At 68.5% G+C, this 23,136-nt stretch carries 28 protein-coding genes and 1 pseudogene; 11 read left to right on the forward strand and 18 right to left on the reverse strand.

The window, feature by feature from the left end:
* Positions 1-56 precede the first annotated feature (56 nt).
* Together NO878_RS12115 and NO878_RS12120 are read left to right on the forward strand one after the other, a co-directional pair.
* On the forward strand, positions 57-2,282 hold the full coding sequence (locus tag NO878_RS12115; RefSeq protein WP_256406255.1) for a type II/IV secretion system ATPase subunit: 2,226 nt from the start codon (positions 57-59) through the stop codon (positions 2,280-2,282).
* Between the two features lie 52 nt (positions 2,283-2,334).
* The gene (locus NO878_RS12120; protein ID WP_256406256.1) at positions 2,335-2,508 is read left to right on the forward strand and encodes a hypothetical protein; all 174 of its coding nucleotides are present in this window, start codon (positions 2,335-2,337) and stop codon (positions 2,506-2,508) included.
* A gap of 36 nt (positions 2,509-2,544) precedes the next feature.
* Here the strand turns inward: NO878_RS12120 and NO878_RS12125 are convergent, their stop codons facing one another.
* From NO878_RS12125 to NO878_RS12170, 10 genes are all read right to left on the reverse strand, one after another.
* The gene (locus tag NO878_RS12125) at positions 2,545-3,192 is read right to left on the reverse strand and encodes a hypothetical protein (RefSeq protein ID WP_256406257.1); all 648 of its coding nucleotides are present in this window, start codon (positions 3,190-3,192) and stop codon (positions 2,545-2,547) included.
* A gap of 45 nt (positions 3,193-3,237) precedes the next feature.
* The gene (locus NO878_RS12130; RefSeq protein ID WP_256406258.1) at positions 3,238-4,023 is read right to left on the reverse strand and encodes an SDR family NAD(P)-dependent oxidoreductase; all 786 of its coding nucleotides are present in this window, start codon (positions 4,021-4,023) and stop codon (positions 3,238-3,240) included.
* 52 nt (positions 4,024-4,075) lie between these two features.
* Positions 4,076-4,927, reverse strand: coding sequence for an ABC transporter permease (locus tag NO878_RS12135; protein WP_256406259.1), 852 nt, complete (start codon positions 4,925-4,927; stop codon positions 4,076-4,078).
* Between the two features lie 6 nt (positions 4,928-4,933).
* Positions 4,934-5,839, reverse strand: a complete 906-nt coding sequence (locus NO878_RS12140) for an ABC transporter permease (protein WP_256406260.1) — start codon at positions 5,837-5,839, stop codon at positions 4,934-4,936.
* Positions 5,836-6,900 (reverse strand): ABC transporter ATP-binding protein, encoded by a 1,065-nt coding sequence (locus tag NO878_RS12145; protein WP_256406261.1) that lies wholly within the window; start codon positions 6,898-6,900, stop codon positions 5,836-5,838. Before NO878_RS12145 ends, NO878_RS12140 begins: the two co-directional genes overlap by 4 nt.
* 28 nt (positions 6,901-6,928) lie before the next feature.
* Complete coding sequence (locus NO878_RS12150) at positions 6,929-7,990, reverse strand: ABC transporter substrate-binding protein (RefSeq protein WP_256406262.1); 1,062 nt, start codon at positions 7,988-7,990, stop codon at positions 6,929-6,931.
* 65 nt (positions 7,991-8,055) lie between these two features.
* A complete protein-coding gene (locus NO878_RS12155; RefSeq protein ID WP_256406263.1) occupies positions 8,056-9,441 on the reverse strand; it encodes a cryptochrome/photolyase family protein in 1,386 nt (461 codons plus the stop codon).
* Positions 9,442-9,526: 85 nt separating this feature from the next.
* Entirely contained in the window at positions 9,527-10,264 is a 738-nt protein-coding gene (locus NO878_RS12160) for an SDR family NAD(P)-dependent oxidoreductase (RefSeq protein ID WP_256406264.1), read from the reverse strand.
* Positions 10,265-10,380: 116 nt separating this feature from the next.
* A complete protein-coding gene (locus NO878_RS12165) occupies positions 10,381-11,133 on the reverse strand; it encodes an ABC transporter permease (protein WP_256406265.1) in 753 nt (250 codons plus the stop codon).
* A gap of 53 nt (positions 11,134-11,186) precedes the next feature.
* A complete protein-coding gene (locus tag NO878_RS12170; RefSeq protein WP_256406266.1) occupies positions 11,187-12,221 on the reverse strand; it encodes an ABC transporter ATP-binding protein in 1,035 nt (344 codons plus the stop codon).
* Positions 12,222-12,340: 119 nt separating this feature from the next.
* Between NO878_RS12170 and NO878_RS12175 the strand changes: the two genes are divergently transcribed.
* From NO878_RS12175 to hisE, 4 genes are all read left to right on the forward strand, one after another.
* Positions 12,341-13,114, forward strand: coding sequence for a hypothetical protein (locus tag NO878_RS12175; protein WP_256406267.1), 774 nt, complete (start codon positions 12,341-12,343; stop codon positions 13,112-13,114).
* 182 nt (positions 13,115-13,296) lie between these two features.
* Positions 13,297-13,461, forward strand: a complete 165-nt coding sequence (locus tag NO878_RS12180; RefSeq protein ID WP_256406268.1) for a preprotein translocase subunit Sec61beta — start codon at positions 13,297-13,299, stop codon at positions 13,459-13,461.
* Positions 13,461-14,066 (forward strand): pyridoxal 5'-phosphate synthase glutaminase subunit PdxT, encoded by a 606-nt coding sequence (gene pdxT, locus NO878_RS12185; RefSeq protein WP_256406269.1) that lies wholly within the window; start codon positions 13,461-13,463, stop codon positions 14,064-14,066. The genes NO878_RS12180 and pdxT overlap by 1 nt, the downstream gene beginning before the upstream one ends.
* 72 nt (positions 14,067-14,138) lie before the next feature.
* Positions 14,139-14,450: a phosphoribosyl-ATP diphosphatase gene (gene hisE, locus NO878_RS12190; protein WP_256406270.1), complete on the forward strand. Its 312-nt coding sequence runs from the start codon at positions 14,139-14,141 to the stop codon at positions 14,448-14,450.
* Here the strand turns inward: hisE and npdG are convergent.
* From npdG to NO878_RS12215, 5 genes and pseudogenes are all read right to left on the reverse strand, one after another.
* Positions 14,447-15,115: an NADPH-dependent F420 reductase gene (gene npdG, locus NO878_RS12195; RefSeq protein ID WP_256406271.1), complete on the reverse strand. Its 669-nt coding sequence runs from the start codon at positions 15,113-15,115 to the stop codon at positions 14,447-14,449. The genes hisE and npdG overlap by 4 nt on opposite strands.
* A gap of 125 nt (positions 15,116-15,240) precedes the next feature.
* Positions 15,241-15,414 (reverse strand): hypothetical protein, encoded by a 174-nt coding sequence (locus tag NO878_RS12200; protein WP_256406272.1) that lies wholly within the window; start codon positions 15,412-15,414, stop codon positions 15,241-15,243.
* A complete protein-coding gene (locus NO878_RS12205) occupies positions 15,411-16,277 on the reverse strand; it encodes a TIGR01548 family HAD-type hydrolase (protein WP_256406273.1) in 867 nt (288 codons plus the stop codon). The genes NO878_RS12200 and NO878_RS12205 overlap by 4 nt, the downstream gene beginning before the upstream one ends.
* 87 nt (positions 16,278-16,364) lie before the next feature.
* Positions 16,365-17,034 (reverse strand): annotated as a pseudogene (locus tag NO878_RS12210) (beta-class carbonic anhydrase).
* A 56-nt stretch (positions 17,035-17,090) separates the two neighbouring features.
* On the reverse strand, positions 17,091-17,510 hold the full coding sequence (locus NO878_RS12215; RefSeq protein ID WP_256406274.1) for a UPF0146 family protein: 420 nt from the start codon (positions 17,508-17,510) through the stop codon (positions 17,091-17,093).
* Positions 17,511-17,549: 39 nt separating this feature from the next.
* Between NO878_RS12215 and NO878_RS12220 the strand changes: the two genes are divergently transcribed.
* Positions 17,550-18,071 carry an archaemetzincin family Zn-dependent metalloprotease gene (locus NO878_RS12220; RefSeq protein ID WP_256406275.1) on the forward strand — a complete coding sequence of 174 codons (522 nt, stop codon included), beginning with the start codon at positions 17,550-17,552 and terminating at the stop codon, positions 18,069-18,071.
* On the opposite strand, the gene NO878_RS12225 is transcribed toward NO878_RS12220, so the two are convergent.
* On the reverse strand, positions 18,068-18,517 hold the full coding sequence (locus tag NO878_RS12225; protein ID WP_256406276.1) for a YbhB/YbcL family Raf kinase inhibitor-like protein: 450 nt from the start codon (positions 18,515-18,517) through the stop codon (positions 18,068-18,070). The two genes, NO878_RS12220 and NO878_RS12225, sit on opposite strands and share 4 nt — an antisense overlap.
* An 80-nt stretch (positions 18,518-18,597) precedes the next feature.
* Between NO878_RS12225 and hmgA the strand changes: the two genes are divergently transcribed.
* Positions 18,598-19,845 carry a hydroxymethylglutaryl-CoA reductase (NADPH) gene (gene hmgA, locus NO878_RS12230; RefSeq protein WP_256406277.1) on the forward strand — a complete coding sequence of 416 codons (1,248 nt, stop codon included), beginning with the start codon at positions 18,598-18,600 and terminating at the stop codon, positions 19,843-19,845.
* Here the strand turns inward: hmgA and NO878_RS12235 are convergent, their stop codons facing one another.
* Together NO878_RS12235 and NO878_RS12240 are read right to left on the reverse strand one after the other, a co-directional pair.
* Complete coding sequence (locus NO878_RS12235) at positions 19,846-20,370, reverse strand: DUF5817 domain-containing protein (RefSeq protein ID WP_256406278.1); 525 nt, start codon at positions 20,368-20,370, stop codon at positions 19,846-19,848.
* A 40-nt stretch (positions 20,371-20,410) separates the two neighbouring features.
* Positions 20,411-21,178: a helix-turn-helix transcriptional regulator gene (locus NO878_RS12240; RefSeq protein WP_256406279.1), complete on the reverse strand. Its 768-nt coding sequence runs from the start codon at positions 21,176-21,178 to the stop codon at positions 20,411-20,413.
* A gap of 119 nt (positions 21,179-21,297) precedes the next feature.
* On the opposite strand from NO878_RS12240, the gene NO878_RS12245 reads away from it, so the two are divergent.
* The 3 genes from NO878_RS12245 (at position 21,298) to NO878_RS12255 (ending at position 23,100) form a co-directional block, all read left to right on the forward strand.
* Complete coding sequence (locus NO878_RS12245) at positions 21,298-22,188, forward strand: ArsR/SmtB family transcription factor (RefSeq protein WP_256406280.1); 891 nt, start codon at positions 21,298-21,300, stop codon at positions 22,186-22,188.
* A gap of 210 nt (positions 22,189-22,398) precedes the next feature.
* Positions 22,399-22,767, forward strand: a complete 369-nt coding sequence (locus NO878_RS12250) for a MarR family transcriptional regulator (RefSeq protein ID WP_256406281.1) — start codon at positions 22,399-22,401, stop codon at positions 22,765-22,767.
* Positions 22,768-22,770: 3 nt separating this feature from the next.
* Positions 22,771-23,100, forward strand: coding sequence for a type II toxin-antitoxin system PemK/MazF family toxin (locus tag NO878_RS12255; RefSeq protein WP_256406282.1), 330 nt, complete (start codon positions 22,771-22,773; stop codon positions 23,098-23,100).
* The last annotated feature ends 36 nt before the right edge of the window (positions 23,101-23,136 follow it).

The following is a 23,136-nucleotide window of genomic DNA, read 5'->3' on the forward strand; positions in this document are numbered from 1 at the left end:
TATAGGTGATACCGCGGCACCAACGGCTATGTTGATTCCGTCGGAGGTGTGGCGTGATGAGTGACGGACCGACCCTCTCGTTCGGGGACACGGACGGGGACGCGGCGGATGGGCCGGTCCCCGCCCCGCGGCCGCCGGACGACGCCGACGCGTGGTACGCGCCAGCCGTGGTCGATCAGTACGAGGTCACCCCTGGTGTCGTGGCGACGGTGCGCGAAGCCGACGACGAGTTCGCCTACGCCGTCCGGGAACCCGGTCTCGGCCCCGCGGACCAAGCCGCGATGGAGCGCATCCGCGAGCACTTCACGGTCGTCAACCGCCGCCGACCGCTGACCCGCGAGGGGACCGCCGAGCGAGCCGCCGCGGGGTTCGAACCGAAGTACCGTCGGGCGCTCGACCGCCTGATCGACGCCTCGCCCGCCGCGTGGCGTCGGCTCACCTACCACGCGCTCTGTGAACTCCGCCTGCTCGGGGCGTCGACACCGCTCGCGCTCGACGACCGAATCGAGGTGGTCGACGTCGGCCGGGCGGACGACCGCGTGGTGGTCCACACCGAGGACTACGCCCCTGCACACACCGCGTTCGACGCCGACGCCCGCTTCGTCGACCGGGTCGCCGGCGAACGCCTCCGGCGCTACGCCGTCGACTTCGCCGGCTTCGACGTCGACGTGGTGATCTACCGCGAACACCTGCTCGGGAGCGACCAGTTCTCGACGAAATACGCCGTCCTCGAACCCGACCTGCTTCCCGGCGACGAGCAACTCATCGCGGAGTGCAAGGAGCGCATCTGGGAGGCAAACGTCGAGGACGTGGTCGAGGACCGCCACGCCTTCGTGCGGGAGCGCGCTCGCGAGTTCCTCTCTCGCCGGCTCACCGCTCGAAACACCCGCGCCTGGGTTGCCGCGACGAAGTACCGCCTGACGACCGCCCTCGCGGAGTACGGTCTCGCCGTCCCGCCGGTCGACAGCCGCTACGCCACCGACCGCCTCGACGACCTGGTCTACTACGTCCTTCGGGACTACGTTGGCCACGGCGTGCTCACCGTTCCCATCCGTGACCCGTCGCTGGAGGACGTAGAGGCCAACCGCGTCGACGAGCGGGTGAAGGTGATCCCGCGAACCGACGAACTTCCCGTCGGCCGCGTCCCGACGAACCTCGCCTTCGAGGACGAGACGGCCTTCGTCAACGTGGTCACTCAGTTGGCGGCGAGCGACGGGACGGAACTCAGCGCGAGTCAGCCGAGCGCGAAGGTGAACCTCGAACCGCCGGGCGTCGACGAGACGATTCGGTGTGCCGTTGCCCTCCCCGTCATCTCCGAGGACGGCCCGCACGTCTCGATCCGCAAGCAGGCCGGCGACCCGATGACTCCTGTCGACCTGATCGAACGCGACGCCCTCTCGACGGAACTCGTGACTCTCCTCTGGATGCTGTACGAGAGCCACGGCGTCGTCCTCTTCTCGGGACCGACCGGCGTCGGCAAGACGACGCTCATGAACGCCCACATGCCGTTTGTCCCCTACGACGACCGCCCGGTCTCCATCGACGAGGGGAGCCGCGAGGTGCGACTCCCCCACGAGACGGGTATCTCGCTGACGACGCGGGACCACGAGAACGAGTACAAGCGTGTCTCGATGGCGCGGCTGATGACCGAGACCAACTATCTCAACCCGGACGTGGAGGTAATCGCGGAGATCAACACGCCCGCCTCCTTCGAGACGTTCGGTGAGACCCTGAATACGGGCCACGGCGTCATCGGCACGACCCACGCCGAGGACGTAGAGACGCTCATCAACCGCGTCATCGAACAGGGACTCGCGCCCTACCTCCTGCGGGAGATCGACCTCGTCGTCTTCCCGCATCACGTCGACGGTGACCGCTATGTCGCCGAGGCGGTCGAACTCCTGAGCGAACGCGAGTACGAGGCGCTCGGGTCCGGCACGCTCCCCTCGGGAGCCGTCGAGAAGGAAGGCCGGACGCTCTACTGGAACGTCGTCGCTCGCCGCGACACCGACGGCCACTTCCACCTCGATTACACCCACCCTCACCTCGACGACGGCCACCGGGCGCTTGGCTTCCGACTCTTTCATCGCCTGGCCGACGCCAGTGACCGCGAAGTCGAAGCCGTGGAGGCGGAGTTCCACCGGAAACACCGGTACGTGCAGTATCTCGTCCGGGAGGGTATCGCTGACTTCGACGCCCTGTTCGGCTTCGTCTCGGACCTCCGGACCGACGAGGCGGCGACGGTCGAACGCGCCACGAGCGAGGCGACCGGCGACGACTGACGCCCCACGTGTCACCGCGGAATCGTTTTACGCGTCGAATCCACAGTGTCGTGTGGGTAACGTACCCATGTGTCATCACCACGAACGCACGTCCTGGTGGACCGACTCCGAGCAAGAACTCGCGGAGGACGACCCCGAGACAGCGGACGACGACTGGACCCCCGAGGAGTTCGAAGCGGACCGCGACGTCGAGGTCGAACTCCTCACCGACGGCGGCGACGAGTAGGCCGCGCGGTCGCGTCTCCGTCCGTCTCGTTCCGACTCAGATACCGTAGGGATCGAACGCCGGCCGGGTGTCGGCGTCGAGGGGACAGTCGTACTGCTCTCGGAGACGCGTCGCGAACCCCGTCGACGAGCGCGTAAACAGGAAGACGACGCCGTAGGGCTGCGTGTGCGACGTGGCGTCCGGGGGTGACGGGTCGAGAAACACCGCCTCGACGGCCGGGTCGCCGACCGTCGGGACCGCCTCGAACTCGGCTTCGAGCGGGAGCAGCCCGGTCACCACGCTCGGAACGAACGTGCCGTTTGGCAGTGGGTCACGCGGCTGGACACCACAGACACCGATAGGGGCGCCGTCCTCGGTCAGGCGGGTGTACGCCGGCGTCGTCCGGTCCGGCGTCCAGCAGTCCCGGGCAACGTCCGGCGGGTCGACGCCGACGGCGAAGGCGGTTCGCACCCGCCCGACCCGCTCGACGGCCGTCAGGCGCCACGGCTCGGCCTCGTCGTCGGGGTCGCCGGCGAGTGTCGCTTCGATCAGGTCACCGGTTTCGAGGTCGTCGACCGTCGACTGGACGGTGTCGTAGCCGGTCCGATAGACCGAGTACAGCGTCGGCGAGTCGACAGCTTGGACGTTGATGTGGGGCACCGATTCGACGCCGCGGTACACCCGAAACCGCCCGGATCGCTCCATACGGATCGGCCGGCCCACACCGGGGTATGGGTTTCGCCGCCCCCGTCACCGCGGCGCCCGGGTCACCCCGCCGTCGATCCGGACCGTCTCTCCGGTGACGTAACTCGCCCGCGGCGAGAGCAGGAACGCGACGAGGTCCGCGAGTTCGGCCGGGTCGCCCGGGCGACCGAGCGGAACGTCACCGCCCCACGCCTCGCGGGCTGCCGCGGCCGAGTCGAAGGCGCCGACCTCGAGGCTCTCCTCGACCAATGTGTCGATTCGCCCGGTCTCGAACGGGCCGGGCGCGACGGCGTTGACCCGCACCGACGGCGCGAGTTCGCGCGCGAGCGTCGAGTCCAGCCCGACGATGGCGAGTCGAAGCGCGTTCGACAGCGCGTAGTTCTCGATGGTCTCCCAGACCGTCCGGGACGTGACCGAGACGACCGATCCGCCGCCGTCCCGGAGATGCGGTGTCGCCGCCCGGACGACGCGGACGACGCTCAACACTAACAGCTCGTACGTATCGAGCCACGCTGCGTCGTCGATATCGAGAAACGGGCTGGCGGCAGGTCCCCCCACGTTCGTGACGACGTGATCGAGGCCGCCGAACGTCGCCACCGTCTCGTCGACGAGCGCCGCCACCGCGTCCGGATCGGTGAGGTCGGCCGAGACGCCGACCACCTCACCCGGGCCGTCGTCGAGTGACGCCACCGCCTCCGCCAGTCGCTCCTCGTCCCGGCCGTTACAGACGACGTGTGCGCCCTCGTCGACCAGCGTCCGGGCACACGCCTTGCCGAGTCCACGACTCGATCCCGTGACGAGCGCGACGTTGCCGTCGAGTTCGAGGTCCATACGCCGGAGTTCGGCGCCAGCGACTAATACCGACCGGCGGCGGGCGGCCGACTCAGGTCGGCGGCTCTAGGCTGGCGGCGACCGACGCGACCGCCCCGCTGATGAGAAGCACCAAGACGCTCGCGGCGTTGAGAAAGCTCGTCGCCCCGATGCGGACCTTTCCGTAGATTTCTAGTGGCATGGTCGTCACGCCGCTCCCGGCGAGGAAAAACGTGATCAGAAACTCGTTGAACGAGAGGGTAAACGCGAACAGGACCGACGCGACGAGTGCCGGCCTGAGCAGGGGAAGGGTGACGGTCCGAAAGACGGTGAGACCGTCGGCACCCAGGTCACGGGCCGCTTCGTCGAGGCCGTCGTCGAGGCTGGCGTAGCGGGACGTGACGAGGAACGTACTGAACGGCAACACCCAGTAGAGGTGGCCGGCGAGGACGGGAGCGAGTCCGAAGCCGAGACCGAGTCGCCCCGCGGCCATCCCGATGCCGAGCGCCACGACGACGGTCGGAACGAACAGAGGGAGCGCGACGACGAGTGCGACACCGAGCCGGACCCACCGGGGAAGTCGCGACCTGACGATGGTGCGGGCCGCAAGCAGTCCGAGACCGGTCCCCGCGACGGCGGTGACGACGCCGATTGCGGTGCTCGTCGCCAGGCCGCGGACGAACCGCGCGTCGGTGAACACCGCGCCGTACCACCGGAGGGTGACGCCGTCGAGCGGAATCGACGGCTGTGACCGTGGCGACAGCGACAGATACGCCACGACGATGACGGGCACGTAGAGGAAGACGGCGGTCAGGGCGACCGTGATACGGAAGAAGCCGCCGTCGACGGCCGCGGTGAGCCGTCGATGGAGACGGCCGGACGACTCGTCGGACGCGTCGACCGTCGACGAGGGGAGGTCGTTCATGTTGGGTCACCACCGCGCGAGCGCCGCGCGCACGTCACTCGACATCGCGCCCATCCCGAGTCCGACGACGACGATCACGAGGAAGGCCACCGAGAGCGCGGCCGCGAACGGGTAGTCGAGGACGTCGTAGAACTGCGTCGCGATAACTTGGGCGATCATCTGTTCGGACGGGGCCGCGAGGATCTGTGGCGTCGCAAAGGCGCCGGCGATGCGGGCGTAGACGATGAGTGCGCCCGCGACGGCGCCGCCGTACGTCCCCGGGAGCACCACGTCGCGAAAGACCCGAATGGGTCCGGCGCCGAGGTCACGGGCCGCCTCGACCTGCCGGTAGTCCAGTCGCTCCATCGAGACGTACATCGTCAGGAGGACGTACGGGAGGTAGATATGAACGAACCCGAGGCCGAGCGAGAGTCCCGGGAGTTCGAGCGGTCCGACGCCGACGCCGGCGTCCCGAAGCAGGTCGAGCGGTTGGCCAACGATTCCCGTCCCCGTGAGAAACGCGTTCACCAAGCCGTCCTCCGCCAGGAGCCACACCCAAGTGTAGTTGAGGACGACGTAGTTCAGCCAGAGGGGAAGGGTAAACGAGATCAAAAGCGGGAGGCGATAGCGAACGGGACAGCGGTGAGCGAGCCAGTAGGTCACGGGGTATGCGACGGCCAGACAGACCACGGTGACGACGGCTCCGATGCTCAGCGACCGGAGCATGATCGTCGGGTAGACGCTCTCGCCAAGGGCCGCGTAGTTCGCGAGCGTCACCGGTGGGCTGACGCTCTCGACGAACAGGACTCCGAGCGGGATAACACCGAGGGCGACGGCGAGGAGGGTCGGCAGCGCGGCCACTCCAACGTCGGCGAGCGTTCGGCGCCCGGCGGGGGTCGACGGCCACCATCGTCGGTCGGTCCGCCGACTCATCCCTGGCTCCCCGCTCCGCTCGAGTCGGTCTCGGTCACCAGCGACGCCTCGTCTACGTCGAGGCCGACGGCTTCACCCGGCGAAACGTTCTGCCCGGCCGGGGCTCGCACCCGGACCGTTCCGCCGGCGTCGAGGTCGACGGTGTACTCCTCGTCGGCCCCCTTGTACGTGACGTGGCGAACGGTCCCAGTGAGCGTGTCGCCACCCGGCCGGAGATTCTCGGGCCGGATCACGGCGGTCGTCGACTCCCCCGAGATGTCGGCATCGTCGGCGGCGGCGACGAACTGCCCTCCGCCGGCTTCGACGGTCACCCGACCGTTCCGCCGTTCCCGAATCGTGGCGGAAACGAGGTTGGCATCGCCGAGGAAGTCGGCGACGAAGGCCGTCCGCGGGTGATCGTACAACGCCGCTGGCGGCCCCGACTCGACGACCTGGCCCTCCCGCATCACCGCCATTCGGTCGGACATGCTCAGCGCGCTCTCCTGATCGTGGGTGACATAGAGAAACGTCGTCCCGACTTCACGCTGTATCCGGCGGAGTTCGGTCCGCATCTCCCCCCGAAGCTTCCGGTCGAGCGACGAGAGCGGTTCGTCAAGGAGGAGAATCGAGGGTTCGTTGACGAGCGCCCGAGCGAGCGCGACCCGCTGGCGCTGCCCGCCGGAGAGTTCGGTGGGGTCGCGGTCCCCGTACCCAGATAAGCCGACCGTCGCCAGCATGTCGGTCACCCGCTCTCGGCGTGCCGCCGCCGGCACGCCGTCGCGGGCGAGGCCGTATCCGACGTTCTCCGCGACCGACATGTGCGGGAAGAGCACGAGGTCCTGAAAGACGAGGTTGGTGTCCCGCAGTCGCGGCGGTCGGTCGGTCACGTCCCGGTCATCGAGTTCGATCCGTCCCGTGGTCGGTGACTCCAACCCGGCGAGTAGCCGGAGAGTCGTCGTCTTCCCGCAGCCGGATGGGCCGACGAGCGAGAAGAACTCGCCCGCGGCTACCGACAGCGAGACGCCGTCGACGGCGACTGTCTCACCGAACCGTTTCGTCAGGCCGTCCGCGTGCAGGATCATCGTCGGAACGTCGCGGTCCGTCCCGTGGTCATGTGCCCGCGGCGCTTTTCGCCTCGCTCCACACCTGCGCGTACTGCTCGATCAGCGACTGGGGCTTGGGTTCCTCGTAGATGAACCGCGTCGGGTCGTCGAGGCCGAACGCCGCGGGGTCGACGTCGTTTTCCTCGAACACCCGCGTGTTCGGGACGGCGATGTTCGAGGGGGCCATCAGCGAGTCGTACCCCATCCCGGCGTGCCATTCCTGGACGAACCGATGGGCCGCCTCGACGTTCTCGGCACCCTCGGGGATACAGAACTGGATGAACCACGCCTTGGTCCCTTCCTCGGGGTAGACTCGCTCGACTGGGTCGCCGCTGTCCTGCATCGACGAGATGACGTAGTTCCAGACCGGCTGGATCGCCACCTCGCCCGACCGGAGCAACTGCTCGGACTCGCCGCCGGACGACCACAGGCCGGCCGCGAGGTTGACGTGACTGGCCAGGCGCTGTCGGGTCGTCTCGAAGTCTATCGCGTCGGCGTCGGTCGGGTTGAGCGGCTCCGCCCCGAACGCCGCCCGTTCGTACAGGAACTGGAGTCGGGCGTCGTCACGCCCGCCGATCCGCCCCTCGTACGCGTCGTCGAACAGTGCGCGCAGACTCCGCACATCGTCGTCGACCACGTCCGTATTGATCGCGAGCGGCGTCTGGCCGAACGACCGGGGGACGCCGTAGACCGAGCCGTCGGCCCGAAAGTACTCCCGCTTGACCACGTCGAGGATGTCGTCGTACGCGGGTACCTGCTCCAGATCGATTGGTCTGAGCAGTCCCTCCTCGATAGCCGGCGGGACGGCGTAGTTGCCGAGTCCGACGAGGTCGTGATCCGACCGCCCCGAGCGCAGCAGCGAGAGGTTCTGTGCCGAACTCTGTGCGGCTTGGAGTTCGACCGAGATTCCCGTCTCTCGCTCGAAGTCGTCTAGGATTCCGTCGGCGTACACGTAGTTCCAGTCCAACAGGCGGAGGGTCGTCCCGCCGCCGCCGCCACCGGTACAGCCCGCACCGACGGCGACACTTCCCGCACCGACGCTGGCGAGATACTGCCTCCGTGTGAGCATCGGCGCGAGTTACGACCGAACCATAATAAGTCACGTGAGTGGCATGTGAACTCGTCCCGTCCAGCTCAGCGCTTGCCGAGCGCCCGCTCGAAGGTGCGCTGTGCCCGTTCGTACGCCGCATTTCGGTCGACGATTGGGTGTGGATAGTCCGGCGCGAGCGATTCCCGTTCGTCCCGCGAGAGCGTCGGCCACTCGACGATTCTATCGGCCGGCACGTCCCGCAGTTCCGGGACGTACTCTTTGACGTACGCCGCTCCGTCGTCGTACTTCGACAGCTGGCTCACGGGGTCGAAGATGCGCACGTCCACCGAATCGGTGCCGGTCGACGCAATCCACTGCCAGTTTCCGTTGTTCGAGGCGTAGTCGTGATCGATCAGCTGTCGCTGGAAGTGACGCGCGCCGCGCCGCCAGTCGACGAGTAGGTGTTTGGTGAGAAAGCTCGCGACCACCTGCCGAGGTCGGTTATGAATATACCCCTCCCGATCCAGTTGCCGCATCCCCGCGTCGACGAGTGGATAGCCCGTCTCGCCCGCGACCCACGCCTCGAAGGCGTCGTCGTCGTCGGCCCACGCGATGTCGCCGGGCGGGTCGTCGTAGTTCGACTTCCCGAGGTCGGGGTTGTGATACAGGAGGTGGTAGTTGTGCTCGCGCCACGAGAGCTCGTAGCGGTATTTGTCGACGTTTCGTGCCTCGCCGCCGCTCACCGCGTCGTACACCGCGGTGGCGTCCGCCCACACCTCTCGAACACCGATCATCCCCGCTGCGAGATACGGCGACAGCCGTGAGACGGCCTGTGTCGGTGCCTCGACCGCCCGTGCGAGGTCGTCACGGGTGTCGTTGTAGTCGTAGATTCCGGCGTCGAGGAAGTCGTCGAGTCGGTCGCGCGCAGCGTCGTAGCCGGCCGTCGGGAGGTCGATGTCGACGTCCGGCAGCGGGACGGTCGTCTCGTCGGTCACGTCCGCGAGGTGGTCGCCGCTCGGCTCGTCGAACGGCCGCGATTTCGGCACCCGCTCCCAGTCGTCGTAGAACCGCCCGTGGGATGGGTATCGCGCGTCGAGTCGCCCCGGATCGACCAACACGAGGTCGGTCCGGGCGTCGGTCCCGACGCCTTCCGCCGACAGCGCCCGCTCGACTGCCCGTTGTCTCGTGCGCCGTGCCGGGCGGTAATGTTCGTCGTAGTGGACGGCCTCGGCGTCGAACGTCGTCGCCACCTCGGTGAGGACTTCCGCCGGCGTCCCGCTTCGGACGAGTAGGTCGCCGCCGAGTTCACGATACCGCGATTTCAGTGCTCGCACGCCACGCATGAGAAACGCACGCTGGCGCCGTCCGATGGTGCCGAGCGCCTCCGTATCGTAGACGTACACCGGAAGCACCGTCTCCGACTGCGCCGCCGCCGCCAGTCCCGCGTTGTCGCGTGTCCTGAGGTCGCGCTGATGCCAGTAGAGACGCATACCACCCGTATGGACTGCGGCGGCGAGTACCTATCGCGTCGGCCGGGGGGCACCCCGTCCAGGCACGACCGGCGCCGCCGCGTCGCTATCTCTCGGCGAGGCGGCCGCCGTCGACGGCGACGTTCTGCCCGCTGATGTAGGCCGCCGCCTCGCCGAGGAAAAAGAGCATGGGCGCGGCCACGTCGTCGAACGACGCTGCCCGACCGCGGGGAAACGACGACACGTCGGAGACGGTGTTCTCGACGGCGAACGGCGACACCGCGTTGACCGTGACTCCGTCGTCCTGTGTGTCGGCCGCGAGCATCCGCGTGAACATCAACACGCCCGTCTTCGCGACGAAGTAGGGAAAGTTGACCGGGTGAGCGACCCCGCGGTCGCTGTCGGCGAAGCCGACGTTGACGATCCGACCCCAGTCGGCCGCACGCATTCCCGGAAGCGCTCGACGCGAACAGAGGACGGTCCCGTAGAACGTACTTTCGACCACGTCGCGCCACGCGTCCCACTCGATGTCGGCCCAGTGGCGCGGATCGAAGTTTCCGACGTTGTTGACGAGGATGTCGACGGTCCCCAGTGTCTCCTCGACGGACTCGAACATCGCGTCCACGTCGTCGGGGTCGGTCACGTCGGCCTGGACTGTCGTCGCCTCGACGCCGCTCTCGCGTGCCTCCTCCGCCGTCGCCGTCGCCGCCGCCTCGCTCGTCCGGTAGTGGACGGCGACGTCCGCGCCGCTCGCCGCAACCGACAGGAGCAGTTCGCGACCGACCCGCGTCGCGCTACCGGTCACCAGTGCCGTTCGTCCGTTCAGATCGGGACGCGTACGCATATCGCCTCAACGGACGGGACGGTGTTGAATCCCTCGCGCCGGTGGCGGCTATCGTCGTCCCCGTGGGATCGGTCGAGTCGTCCTATTGACCGGCCGATACCGTCGCCTCTCTGCGGTCAGTAGTCTCCGAGGACGCCGAGACGGCGTGCCCGCCGGGTCGCGTACCGGAAGACGAGATAGCCGAGGCCGAGATACGCGACGGCGACGCCGACGAGAAGCGCGAGGTCGGCCGCCGGGAACGCCAAGAGGTGGACGCCGTCGACCATCGCTCGCTGGAGGAGGGCGCTCCCGTGGGCCAGCGGGAGCACTCGCGTCCAGCCCAACTCGAACACCGGGGCGGAGATGAGGACAATAAACCCGAACTGGAGGAGGTTCAGCCAGTTGCCGATCCGCTTGTACAGGACGGTCACGCCGCCCGCGGCGAGGCCACAGCCGAGCACCGACGCGACGCTGAGGGCGGCGACGACGACTACTGTCGGCACGTTGACGTGGAGTCGCGTCCCCGTCACGAGGAGCATCACCGCCAGGATCACCGCGGAGGTGAGGAAGGTCCGGACGAGTTTCGCCACGCCCTTCAGCAGCGCCACCGGCGCGAAGCCAAACGGCGTCATGACGTGTCGTTCGAGCGTGCCCCACTGGACTTCGCTCCCGATGTCGTTCGCGATAGCGGAGTAGGCACCCACCGAGAGCGTCCAGAGGAAGTACCCGACGACGATTCCCTCGATGGAGTCGGTGAGCGCACGGCCAGCGACCATCCGCCCGCCGTAGAAGAGGACCCCGAAAAAGAAGACGGCGACGACGATACCGCCCACGGCGTTCGCGGGGTAGCGGACGAACACGAGGAGTTCGCGGTACAGTACGGCTCGCATGAGGGCGGCGTACCCCGCTCGTGTCGCCGTCGAATCGTCCGAGTGCCCCCCAGTCACTCACCTGTCCCCCGCCCCGGGTCGTCGCCGGTGAGGTCGAGCAACACGTCGTCGAGTCCCGGGTCGACGCTTCGCACCTCGGTCAGCGGCACGTCGCGGCGCCGGAGGGCGTCCATGAGCGCGTACAGGCCGTCGGTGTCCGCCGTCACCTCGATCCGTGCGCCGCGGTCGAGGCGCTCGACGTCCGTCACGGTGAACCGCTCGCGCAGGCTCGTCACCACGTCGGCGTCGAACGCCGGACTCGTCAGCCGAAGGGTATGCTCGTCGGCCCGGAGCAACGCGTCGACCGTGTCGTCGGCGACGATCCGTCCGTCGGCGACGACGATCACCCGGTCACAGACGGCTTCGACAACCTCCATGTCGTGGCTGCTGAGGACCACCGTTAGCCCCGTCTCGGCGGCCAGTCGGCGGATCTCCGCCCGGAACGTCCGCGCGCTCGCGACGTCCAGTCCGAGCGTCGGTTCGTCGAGAAAGACCACGTCCGCACCACCCGCGAGGACGCTCGCCAGCGACACCTTCTGTTTCATGCCTCGGGAGAGGTTTCGGACCGGTTCGTCGGCCTTCGCGGCGAGGTCGAGTCGGTCGAGCAGTCGGTCGTGGCGCGTCGCCACCGAGTCCGGATCGACGCCGCCGACGGTCGCGAAATATCGGAGATTCTCCCGAACCGTGAGCCGCCAGTAGTCGTTGCGGGCCCCTTCGAGCATCGCGTCGACGTGGGCGTACGCCTCCCGCGGCGCCTCGCGAACGTCGACACCCATGATCCGCACCGCGCCCGCGTCCGGCAACACCGTCCCGATGATCGACTTGATGAGCGTCGTCTTCCCGGCGCCGTTCGGCCCGAGAAGGCCAACCACCGACCCCTGTTCGACCGCGAACGAAACCCCGTCTACGGCCGTCACCGCGTCGGGACCGCTCCCGAACCGCTTGTAGAGTCCGTCGACGGCGACGGCGGGTGCCACGTCGTCGTGCTCCGCGTGCGGGGACGACGACCCCCCACGGCCCCTGGCGTCCTCCCGATGTCGCGTCGTCATCGTCCCCTCTTGCTGTGTGTAGGGATAAATGACGCGGCGGCTCGCCGGCATCCGATGGCGTAGACGGGCACCCGCGCCGGCACCGCCGCGCTTGTGTCCCTCCGGCCCTCACGCCACCCATGGAAACCGACGCCGACGACCGAGTGGCCGCCGCCGTCGCCGCCCTGTCCGAACGAGAGACCGAGCACGCGGGCGACGAATTCACGCGCGCGGCGTGGCTGACACTCGCCGATCCGCGCCCCTCCGAAGCGCAGAGTCCGTTCGATGCCGACGACCGGGGCTGGGTCGGCGCGGGACTTCGGTGGCTAGCCGTCGCCGCCGTCGCCTACCGGGTCGCGGGGCGAGACGCCCGCGCCGCTCGCCGGAGTGCCCAAGGAATCGCCGTCGCCCGCGACCTGCACACCGCTCTCGAGATGCCCGCCCAACAGGCCTGTCTCAACGAGTTCGTCGCCGACTTCCGCGCCGTCGCCGACATGGACGGCGTCGAGGCGGCGTACACCGACGCCGCCGACGCCTACCGTGCCGCCGGCGACACCGTGGACGACCCGCATCGACTCGCGACCAGTCCCCTGTTCGAGGCTGCCGCGGCGCCGATCAAACAGGTCGCGCGCGGCCCTTCGAACGGCGAAATCGCCGTCGAGTGGGACGACCTGCACGGCGACGACCCCGCCAATCCCGGCCCCTTCCTCGCCGCCCGGGCGACGTACAAGCGACAGCGATTCCCCTCACTCGTCGCGCGGGTCGTCGACGAGGGACGACTGGCCGCGCCGCGGGGCACGACCGCTTACGGCGACGACCACCACCGTTGTCCGGACTGTGGGTCAAGCGACGTGAACTGGACCGCCGGGCACGTCCTCTGTCTGCGGTGTTCGGCGGCGATGGAGCGGGTGTAACACACGCGCCGACCGCCGTGCCGAGCCGACAGACGCCGCCGGCCGTCGACGCGGGTGGTCACGCGCACCGGACCGATCCTCGACACGTTCGGCCGTCGGGACGCCGCCCGGACGAATCCGTCGTGTGGACGCCTCGCGGGCGGAGCGAAACGTTTAGGCGCGCGACGGACCCAGAGACAGGTATGAGTGGAAGTCAGGGCGGCGGCGGACTGATGTCGAGTGCGGGACTCGTCCGCTACTTCGACGCGGAGGACCGCAATGCCATCCGGATCGACCCCAAGACGGTCGTCGCGTTCGGCGTCCTCTTCGGCGTGCTGGTGCAGGTACTGAACATCGTCTCGCTGTAATGGGCCGCAAGATCGGCGTGATCGCCGTCCAGGGAAACGTAAGCGAACACGTGGCGGCAATCGAACGGGCGGCCGACGCCGTCGGCATGTCGGTCTCCGTCGTCGAGATCCGTGAGGCCGGTCACGTCCCCGACTGTGACGCCCTCGCGCTCCCAGGCGGCGAGTCGACGACCATCTCCCGACTCCTCGGCATGGAGGGCATCGACGCGGAAATCGTCGATCACGTCGCCGCCGGCAAGCCCGTCCTCGCGACGTGTGCCGGGTTGATCGTCGCCTCGCGGGACGCGCGCGACGACCGCGTCGACACCCTCGGCGTCGTCGACGCCGTCGTCGACCGCAACGCCTTCGGCCGACAGGTCGACAGCTTCGAGGCCGGTCTCGACGTCGGCGGCCTCGACGACCCGTTTCACGCGGTGTTCATCCGCGCGCCCGTCGTCGACGAGGTGGGACCGGACGTCGAGGTGCTGGCGACGTGGGAGGATCGCCCGGTGGCGATCCGCGACGGCCCGGTCGTCGCCACCTCCTTTCACCCCGAACTTACCGACGACAATCGCATCCACCGGCTCGCACTCTTCGACCCGCTTCGGGCGTCCGCGTCGGCGTAACGACAGGCCCTTGGCCCCGCCGGCCGTCCGGACGCACATGACCTGCGACTACCGCCCGGCGGTGATCGGTGCGTGACCACCGACGCCGGTTCCGACGACCCCGAGGCCGTCCTCGACGCGCTCTTTGCCACCATCGAGGACCGCCGTGACCGCCTCCCTGACGACTCCTACACCGCCTCGCTGTTCACCCACGAGAAAGGCGAGAACGCCACGCTAGAGAAACTCGGCGAGGAGACCACCGAGGCTATCCTCGCGGCGAAAGACGACGACGACGACGCACTGCTCGCGGAGTCCGCGGATCTGGTCTATCACCTACTCGTCCTGCTAGCGATGAAGGAACTGACCGTCGACGACCTGCGGGACGAACTCGAAGACCGGTTTTAATCGAAGCGAACGCCGAGGTCGTGGAGTCCTTCGTTGTGGGTGGCGACGTTGATGAGCAGCGGCGTCAGCGCCTCGATTTCGGGGGCGTTGGCGAGGCCGCCGGCGTCGAGCGGTCGGAGGCCGTCGATGCCGTCCGCGAGCAGACGGACCGTCTCCTTGGCGTCGTCGTCGTCGGCAACGAGCAGCGTGTCGATGCCGAGATCAGCGTCGAGGTCGGCGAGACGGCCGGCCGCGAGGTTGTGGAAGGCGCCGACGACCGGGATACCCTCGGGGGCCGCGTCGACGGCCAACTGCGTTACACTCCCGGCGCCGGGGCGGTGGTAGTGGAAGCCGTCCTCGTCGCGTTGCATACCCGTCGCGGGCGTGACGAGGACGTCACCCTCGCTGAGGCCGTCCGCCACCGCCTCGACGGTGTCGCTGACGTGGTAGGCGGGGACCGCGAGGACGACGACCCGCGCCCGGTCGGCCGCCATCGCGTTCTCGAAGCCGTTCACCTTCCGGTCGACGCCTCGACTCGACAGTTCCGTCTCGTACTCCTCGGCCTTGGTCCGTGCTCGCTCGGGGTCGCGCGACCCGATGACGACCTCGTGGTCGGTGTGGTACGCCCACCGGAGCGCGAGGCCCTCTCCGATGTCGCCGGTACCGCCGAGTATCGCGATTCGCATGGTCAGACTGTGGCCGGCCGAGAGGTAAGGGTTAGGATTATTGTCGCCGTCGGTGGGTGTTCGCCGGACCCACCGACGAGCGCCCATCGCGGCTGACGATCCGCGCCTCCCCGTCGGGGGTGACCCTACCGTCCGCTGCTGCTGACGAGGTAGGCGACGATCAGTGCGACGACGACGCCCGGGACGACCCCTCGTAGTTGTGTGTACGGATCGGCCGCCCCGGTCGCCGCGACGACGGCGACGACGACGACCACGAGGGCGCCGGCGACGACGCCAAACTCCACGGGATTGGGTCTCATGACCGCTCCAGCAGTTCGGGCAGGTCGTTCACCGTCTCCACTACCGCGGCGGCGCCGGCATCGGTGAAGGCCTGCCGGCCGCGCTCGCCCGTCAGCCCCCCGGTGAGGACGCCGATTCCGTGATACGTTCGCTCGGCGTCGGCGTCGGCGGCGTTCACCGCCGTCCGCACGTCGTCCAGCGTATCGCCGGCGAAGGCCACCCGCTCCGCGTCCAAGCGGTCCGCGAGCGTCGTCAGCGCCCGGGGGTGGGGTTTGCCCTCCGTCCAGTCGTCCATCGTGAACCGGTGAGCGTCGGGCACCGAGAGGCCGACCCGCGAGAGGGCGATGTCGGCCTCGGCGGCCGGCCGGCCCGTCAGGACCCCGAGTGCGAACCGCGCTTCCAGCGCCTCGAGCGCCGACTCCGCGACCAGCACGGGTTCGTCGTTGATGTAGCCACGGGCCGTGAAAGGGGGGTCCGCTCCCTCCAGGTCGCGATACAGGTCCGTCCCGAGGTAGAGCGCCTGAAAGGTCTCGCGCAGTCGCTCGCGGTCCCACCGGTCGAACACCGCGCCGTCGTCGACGGGGGCGTCCCGGACGACCGTCTCGGCGGCGTCTAGGCCACCACCGGCGGCGGCGACGGCGTCGGTAAACGCCGCCACGTCGCCCTCGTACCCCGCCTCGCGGGCGAGGACGAACAGCGCCGCGGCGTCCGTAAGCTCCCAGTCGTTGTTGAAGCCGCCGGCGTCCTTGAACCGCTGTACCCCGTCGTCGTCTATCGTCCGGCCGTACACCCGGTCGACGGACTCGACGATGGCCCGGCGGTAGGAGTCCGCCACGTCGACGAGCACCCCGTCGATATCGAGGACGACCGCGTCCGCGTTCATACGTCGTAGCGGTCGCGTCGGGGCAAGTGCCTTGCCCTTCGCCCGTCCGCTACCGCCTCGGCGGGCGGCCCGCGTTCCCCGCGGCGATCACTCCCCGACGCGGGTGCTGATCTCCTCGGCGACCCGGCCACCGGGGTAGCGGAGTTGCCCACTCTCGACCTCGTAGACGTAGCCGTGGACCGTCGCGTCGATCAGCGGATGTTCGTCGAGATAGCGCACCTGGGCGGCGCAGGTTTCGTCGATGTCGTCAGAACGCGACTGCGTTCTGACTGCTAACCAGAAATCTCCGATTTCTGGTGATGTCGTCGGTCATCCGCACCCAGTCGGCGACGCTCGCGTCGCCGATGGACAGTTCCGGCAGCGCGGGATCGAGGTCGACGTCGTCGAGGTCACCGCCAGCGGCGGCTTCCATCCCCTCGACGATGGCGTCGTCCGGCGCACTCATCATCCCGCAGTCGGTGTGGTTGATCACGATGATCTCCTCGGTGTCGAAAAACTGAGTCGTCAGCGCCGCCGACCGGATCACGTCGTCGGTCACCTTGCCGCCCGCGTTGCGGTAAATCTGGGCGTCGCCGAGTTCGATGCCGAGCGCCTGCTCGACGGGGATGCGCTCGTCCATGCAGGCGACGACGAGTAGCTGTTTGTTCGTCGGAATCCCCTTTCGGCGCCGCCGCGCCCAGTCGTCGTGGGCGTCGACGGTGGCGTCGACGTGTTCGTGGTGGTGCCCCGGCTCGTGGTCGTGGTCTCCGCCGGACATACCACTCTCTACGGGCGCCGACGGTTTCACGGGCGACCCGCCGGCAACGATACCCGCTACCTACGACGCGACCGCGCGGTGTAGAGCGTCTCGCGGCCGATCTGCTCGCGCCCGACGGGGATGGTCGGCTCCTCGAACCCGAGAGTAGTAAACAGGCAGTCGGCGCCGGCCGCGCGGGCCACGTCGCGGACGGGCGCCTGGAGTTCGGCCGGGAGGTTGAGTGCGTAGACGGCGTCGACGCGGTAGGGGTCGTCCGGTTCTGTCCCGTCGGTGAGACGCTCGGCCCGGGCAACCACGTCGTCGCGGACGAACCCGACGCCGTCGGGGACGGGAGCGTCGAACACGTCCGTCGCGGTCACCGTACACCCGGCGTCGACGAGGGTGCTCGCCACCTCGGGGCGGCGGCCGATCCCCACCTCGACGAGGCGGTCGTAGTCGGTGAGGCGGTCGGCGAGTGCGGCGCGAGGGGACGTCACGTCGGGATATTTATAGCGGGGCCGCGCTTAACGCCTTTCATGCTCGTCGACATCGTGCCGATCGGGGACGTCCCGGCACAGGTGAAACGCGAGGCCTCTGCCGGTCTGCGGACGGTCTACGACTGTGACGTGTCCGTCCACGACGCCCAATCCATCCCCGACGGCGCGTTCGACCGGAGCCGGAGCCAGTACCGGGCCGAGGAACTCATCGAACTCGCCAGTCGCGTCGGCGACGGTGAGAAGAACATCGGCATCACCTCGGAGGACCTCTACTACCGCCGCCGGAACTACGTCTTCGGGCTCGCCTACCTGAACGGTAACGGATCGGTCGTCTCAACCTACCGCCTGCAGACCTCCTCGGACGGCGGCATCACCTCCAAGCCCCAGTCGGAGGTGTTCGCCGACCGTGTCCGGAAAGAGATCGTCCACGAGATCGGTCACACCGTCGGCTTGGAACACTGCGACAACGAGCGCTGTGTGATGAGTTTCTCCCCCACGGTCCGCGAGGTCGACAAGAAAGAGCAGAACCTCTGTGGCTCCTGCGACCGAACGCTGTTTTAGCCGTACGTCCCCTCGTAGCCCGCCTCCGCGAGGACGTGGCCGTCCATCACCCGCTCTAGGTCGTCGAGTGTCGCCCCGGCGTCCAGATCGAGCGTCGTATCGAGTGCGAACAGCCGGAACCGGTAGGTGTGTTCGCCGTCCGGCGGGTTCGGGCCGCCGTAGCCCACCTCGCCGTAGTCGTTTTCCCCTTCGACGGCGGTGGCCGTCCCGGTCGACCAGTCCTCGGGGATTCGCTTGCGCGTCGGATTGAGGTTCCACACCAGCCAGTGACGCCACACCGTGCCCGCAGGCTCGAGGGCGTCCGGGTCGTCGACGACGAGTACGAGCGACTCGGCCCCGGCGGGCGCGTCGGCAATCTCCAGCGGCGGGTTGACGTTCGCCTCGGTGTAGCCGTACTCCGAGGGGATCGGACCGCCGTCGGTGAAGGCGGGGCTCGACAGGTCCATGGCGACCCATGTGCGCCGCGAGGAATTATGTCTGTGGGCGACCGGTAACGCTTAGGCGCGCGCGGCGCCACGACTGGGGCATGGCCGACGACTCGAACGCGCCCGACGCGGCGACGGACGCCGACGCGGAGACCCTCGTCCGCCGGGTCCGCGACGGCGACCTGCGGATACACGAACTCGAAGCGCACGCCGACGCCGACACCGCGGCGACCGCGAGGCGTCGCCTCGTCGAAGCCGAGAGCGGGGTCGACCTCGACGCGGTCGGCTCGTACGGCTTCCCGGCCGACCGCGCCGACGCCAACGTCGAGAACATGATCGGCGCCGCGCGGATCCCGATGGGTGTCGCCGGTCCCGTCACCGTCGACGGCGGCGCGACCGAGGGCGAGCGCTACCTCCCTATGGCGACGACGGAGGGCGCCCTGATCGCCAGCGTCAACCGCGGCTGTTCGGTCCTCGACGCCGCGGGCGGCGCCACCGCCCGCGTCACCAAATCGGGGATGACCCGCGCGCCCGTCTTTCGGGTGGCGGACGTCGCCGAGGCCCAGGCGCTCGTCACGTGGGTGCGGGACAACGAGAACCGCCTCCGCGAGGCCGCTGAAGCGACGACGAATCACGGCGAACTCCAGGACGTGACCCCCTACGTCGTCGGCGACTCGGTGTTCCTGCGGTTCCGCTACGACACCAAGGACGCGATGGGGATGAACATGGCCACCATCGCCACCCGAGCGGCGGCCGACGTCGTCGAGGACGAGACGACAGCGTCGTTGGTCGCGCTCTCGGGCAACCTCTGTGCCGACAAGAAGCCTGCGGCGATCAACGCCGTCGAGGGGCGAGGGCGAAGCGTCACCGCCGACGTGGTCATCCCCCGTGACGTGGTCGAGGAGCGCCTCCACACTACCCCCGCGGCGGTCGCCGAGGTAAACACCCGCAAGAACCTCGTCGGGAGTGCGAAAGCCGGTGGCCTGGGGTTCAACGCTCACGTCGCCAACGTCGTCGCCGCCGTCTTCCTCGCGACGGGTCAGGACGCCGCGCAGGTGGTCGAGGGGGCAAACGCCATCACGACCGCCGAAGTCCGCGGCGACGACCTCTACGTCAGCGTCTCGCTGGCGAGTCTGGAGGTGGGAACCGTCGGCGGCGGGACGGCCCTCCCCACCCAGGGCGAGGCGCTCGAACTCCTCGGCGTCGCCGGCGGCGGCGACCCCGCGGGATCGAACGCCGACGCCCTCGCGGAGTCTATCGCGGTCGGCGCGCTCGCGGGCGAACTCTCCCTGATCGCGGCGCTCGGCTCCCGACACCTCTCCTCGGCCCACGAATCGCTCGGCCGGTAGCTACAGCAGGCGGTACGTCCCGCCCGACTCGCTGGCCTCGCCGCGACGCACCAGCCGATCCAGGAGGTCGGCGGCGGCCGTCTCGGGCACGCCACGGTCGGCCGCATACGCCACCACGTCACCCTCGTCGGGGGCATCGAGCGTGCGGATGGCCTCGCGGACGATATCGGGGCGACTCCGCGTTCCCCCGTCGCCGCCGCCGGCCCGCTCACCTGCCGCCTCGACGGCCTCGGGATCGATCCCCGCGGCGTCGAGGTACTCCTGGTCGTCGACGACAGCCCCCGGATCGTCGTGGTCGCCCGCCGCGGGCGCCGCCTCGAAGGCCTCGGTGGCGTCCGCACGTTCGGCGAGCATCGCCGCCCGGGCTTCGCGGGCCGCGTCCCGGTCTTCGGCGGTGTAGAAGCGCTTCAGATTCGTGGTTTGGTGGCGCGTCTGACAGCGCGGACAGGTCGCTGTCTCGGCGGACCGGGGGTCAGCCAGTAGCCACAGCGCGCGACACTCCGAACAGCCGACCACCGCGTACATGACCGTCGGTCGGACGTCTCGGGTAAAGAACCCGTTGGCGTCACGGCGGGACGCCCCGGTCGAGATACCGGTCGACCGACCGATTGGCCCAGTCGACGACGGTGTCATCGTCGCTCTCCAGCAACGCGCCCGGCATGCCGTCGCGTTCGGCCACTCCGACGAAGGCGTGGCCGTCGGCGACGCCGACGGTCACGGAGACGTCGTCGACGACGCGGACGTCGACGGTGGGCGCGTCGAGCAGGTCACGGAAGTGATCGCAGTACGCCCCCGAGTACGATTCGGGCGACGGCGCCGCGTCCTCAAGGACGAGTGTCACGTCGGGCGGCGACTCGGCGGTCACCCGGTCGGCGAGTTGCTCGACCGTGTCCCGGAGCAGGAAGGGCGCGGCCTCACGAAGCTCGCTCGCCTCGGCGCGGAGGTCGAGGAGTCGATCCAGGGGGGCGGTGGGGTCGCTGTCGGGTCGGATCACCGTGGCGTCGGCCAGCGTCTCGATATCGAGACCGAACGCCGAGGCGGGGGCATGTTCGAGGATCGGCCGAATCTCGCGGGCGATTCGTTCGCGCTCCCGACACTGCTCGTACGTCGCGAGTGTCGCCGCCCCGAGAGCGGTGAGTTCGTACGCCCCGCCGACTGGTTCGACCCATCCACGGGACTCCATCGTCCGCAACGTTCGTTTCAGCGTCCGTCGGGACGCGGACACGCGCTCTTCGAGACGCCGCGAGGAGAGACGACCGGCGTCCCGGAGGGCCGCCAGCGTCGCCGGTCGCGTCGCCGATCCAAGGAGATATTCGAGGGCCGTTTCCGACATTCGTCGCTCCCGACTGACTCGCCGGATGATAAAAACCCCCGGCGTGACTCACCATGCCGGCGGCCGGTTTCCGGGCGACGGCCAAGCGTATATGTAGACGTGTCCCGCACGTGGAGACGGTGACCGAGGAGAGCGAGAGTCTACGCCCTGACGACGTCTTCACCCTGTTGGCCGACCGGACGCGCATCGAGATTATCGGCGCGCTCGGCGACGCCTCGACACCCGGAGTGACCGAGACGCTGTCGTTCTCGGAGCTGCGGCGTCGAGCCGGCGTCTCCGGGAGCGGCCGGTTCAACTATCACCTGAAGCAACTGGTCGGCCAGTTCGTCGAGGAGACGGCGGACGGCTACCGGCTCAGCTACCCCGGCGTGCGGGTGTATCAGGCGATGCAAGCCGGCACCTTCACCGAGCAGGTTCGCCTCGACCCGTTCGAACTCGACGTGACCTGTCACGTCTGCGGCGCGGCGCAGGTGGCCGCCTACCGGGATAGCATGTTCCGGGTCCGCTGTCGCGACGACGACTGTGGCGCGGTCTTTTACAAGTACTTCTGTCCGCCGCGGAGCCTCGCCGAGCGAGAGCGCGACGGAGTTCTCCGGGCGGTCAACGAACGGGTTCAGCGCGAGATTGCGTCGATGGCCAAGGGCGTCTGTCCCTGGTGTTGCGGGCGGATCGAGTCACGCGTCCTGCCCCCGGACGCGGAGATGCCCCAGCGGGAGAATCCGGCCATCGAGCATCGGGTCCTTCACGCGTGTGAGACCTGTGACGGCGCCCTCTACACCCGACTCGGGGGATTGGTGGTCACCCACCCCGCCGTCGTCGCCTTCTTCTACGACCACGGGGTCGACGTGACGCGACGGCACATCTGGTCGTTGCCGTTCGCGGCCTCCGACGAGCGCACGACCGTCACAGGGACCGACCCCTGGCGGGCCACCGTCCGGGTCGACTGTGGGGACGACCGGCTCCAGGTTCGCCTAGACGACGAGCCGTCGGTGGTCGAAACCCAGCGCTGACGCCCGACAGGCGCCCCCCAAACGCATCGGCCCAAGCGGAACGTCCACACTCGTCGCCGCTGTCACGACGATCACAGTACGCACGAACCCCGATATAACCCCACATGCAGCTCTCTGACAAGTAAACCAACTCTCAGCAGTGTTCGCCAACTCACAGAAGGACGGGACCTCTCCCCAGAAACTAATACAGAATACGTACAATTGTCGTATGTGCCTGTCGATTTCGAAACACACGACCCCGGAAACTCACGCGTTGACCTCTCAGAAGGGACCAACGCGAGGCGATTGCTAGAGTTCCTGTTGAAGACTCCGACCGTCGGATACACGCCAGCGGAATTGGCAGCGGAAACAGGAGTCCCGCGTGGGAGTGTCGGACCGACACTGAACCGGCTCGAAGCTGCGGGCCTCGTTCGTCACAAGGAACCGTATTGGGCAGCCACGGAAGACGACCGGATCGCAGCAGCGACGGCTGCCTTCGTTGGGGTCGAGACGACAGCATCCGCGTACAGTGATGACTGGTACGCTCAGAACGACGGATGGGACGAGGAGCTACCCGACTTGAGCGACGAGGGCCAGTAGCGAATGCCGTATTCGCAGGGTGCTGTTGTCATCGCAGAGGACCCATTCGGCAACAACCCGAAGCGACCGTACCTCATCCTTTCGAATGATCGCGTCCCCTTCCACGGCCAAGAGTACGTTGCGGCAGTGGTCACGACGACGGCTCGGAGCGAGGCTGTTGACCTCACTGCTAACAGACTCGAAAGGGGACGGCTCCCCCGGAAGTCCTTCGTGTCTCCGTGGTCGATCCTCACGCTCAAGGAGTGGATGATCACGAAGCAACCCGCACAAGCGACTGACGCGACAGTCGATGCGGTCCGGCAAGCGTTAGATACGTATCTTCAGACCGGATAATCAATATTCGGAAGGGTCACATGTACAATTGTTCAC

Origin of the sequence: Haloplanus ruber (assembly GCF_024494725.1) — an archaeon.
GTDB classification, from domain to species: domain Archaea; phylum Halobacteriota; class Halobacteria; order Halobacteriales; family Haloferacaceae; genus Haloplanus; species Haloplanus ruber.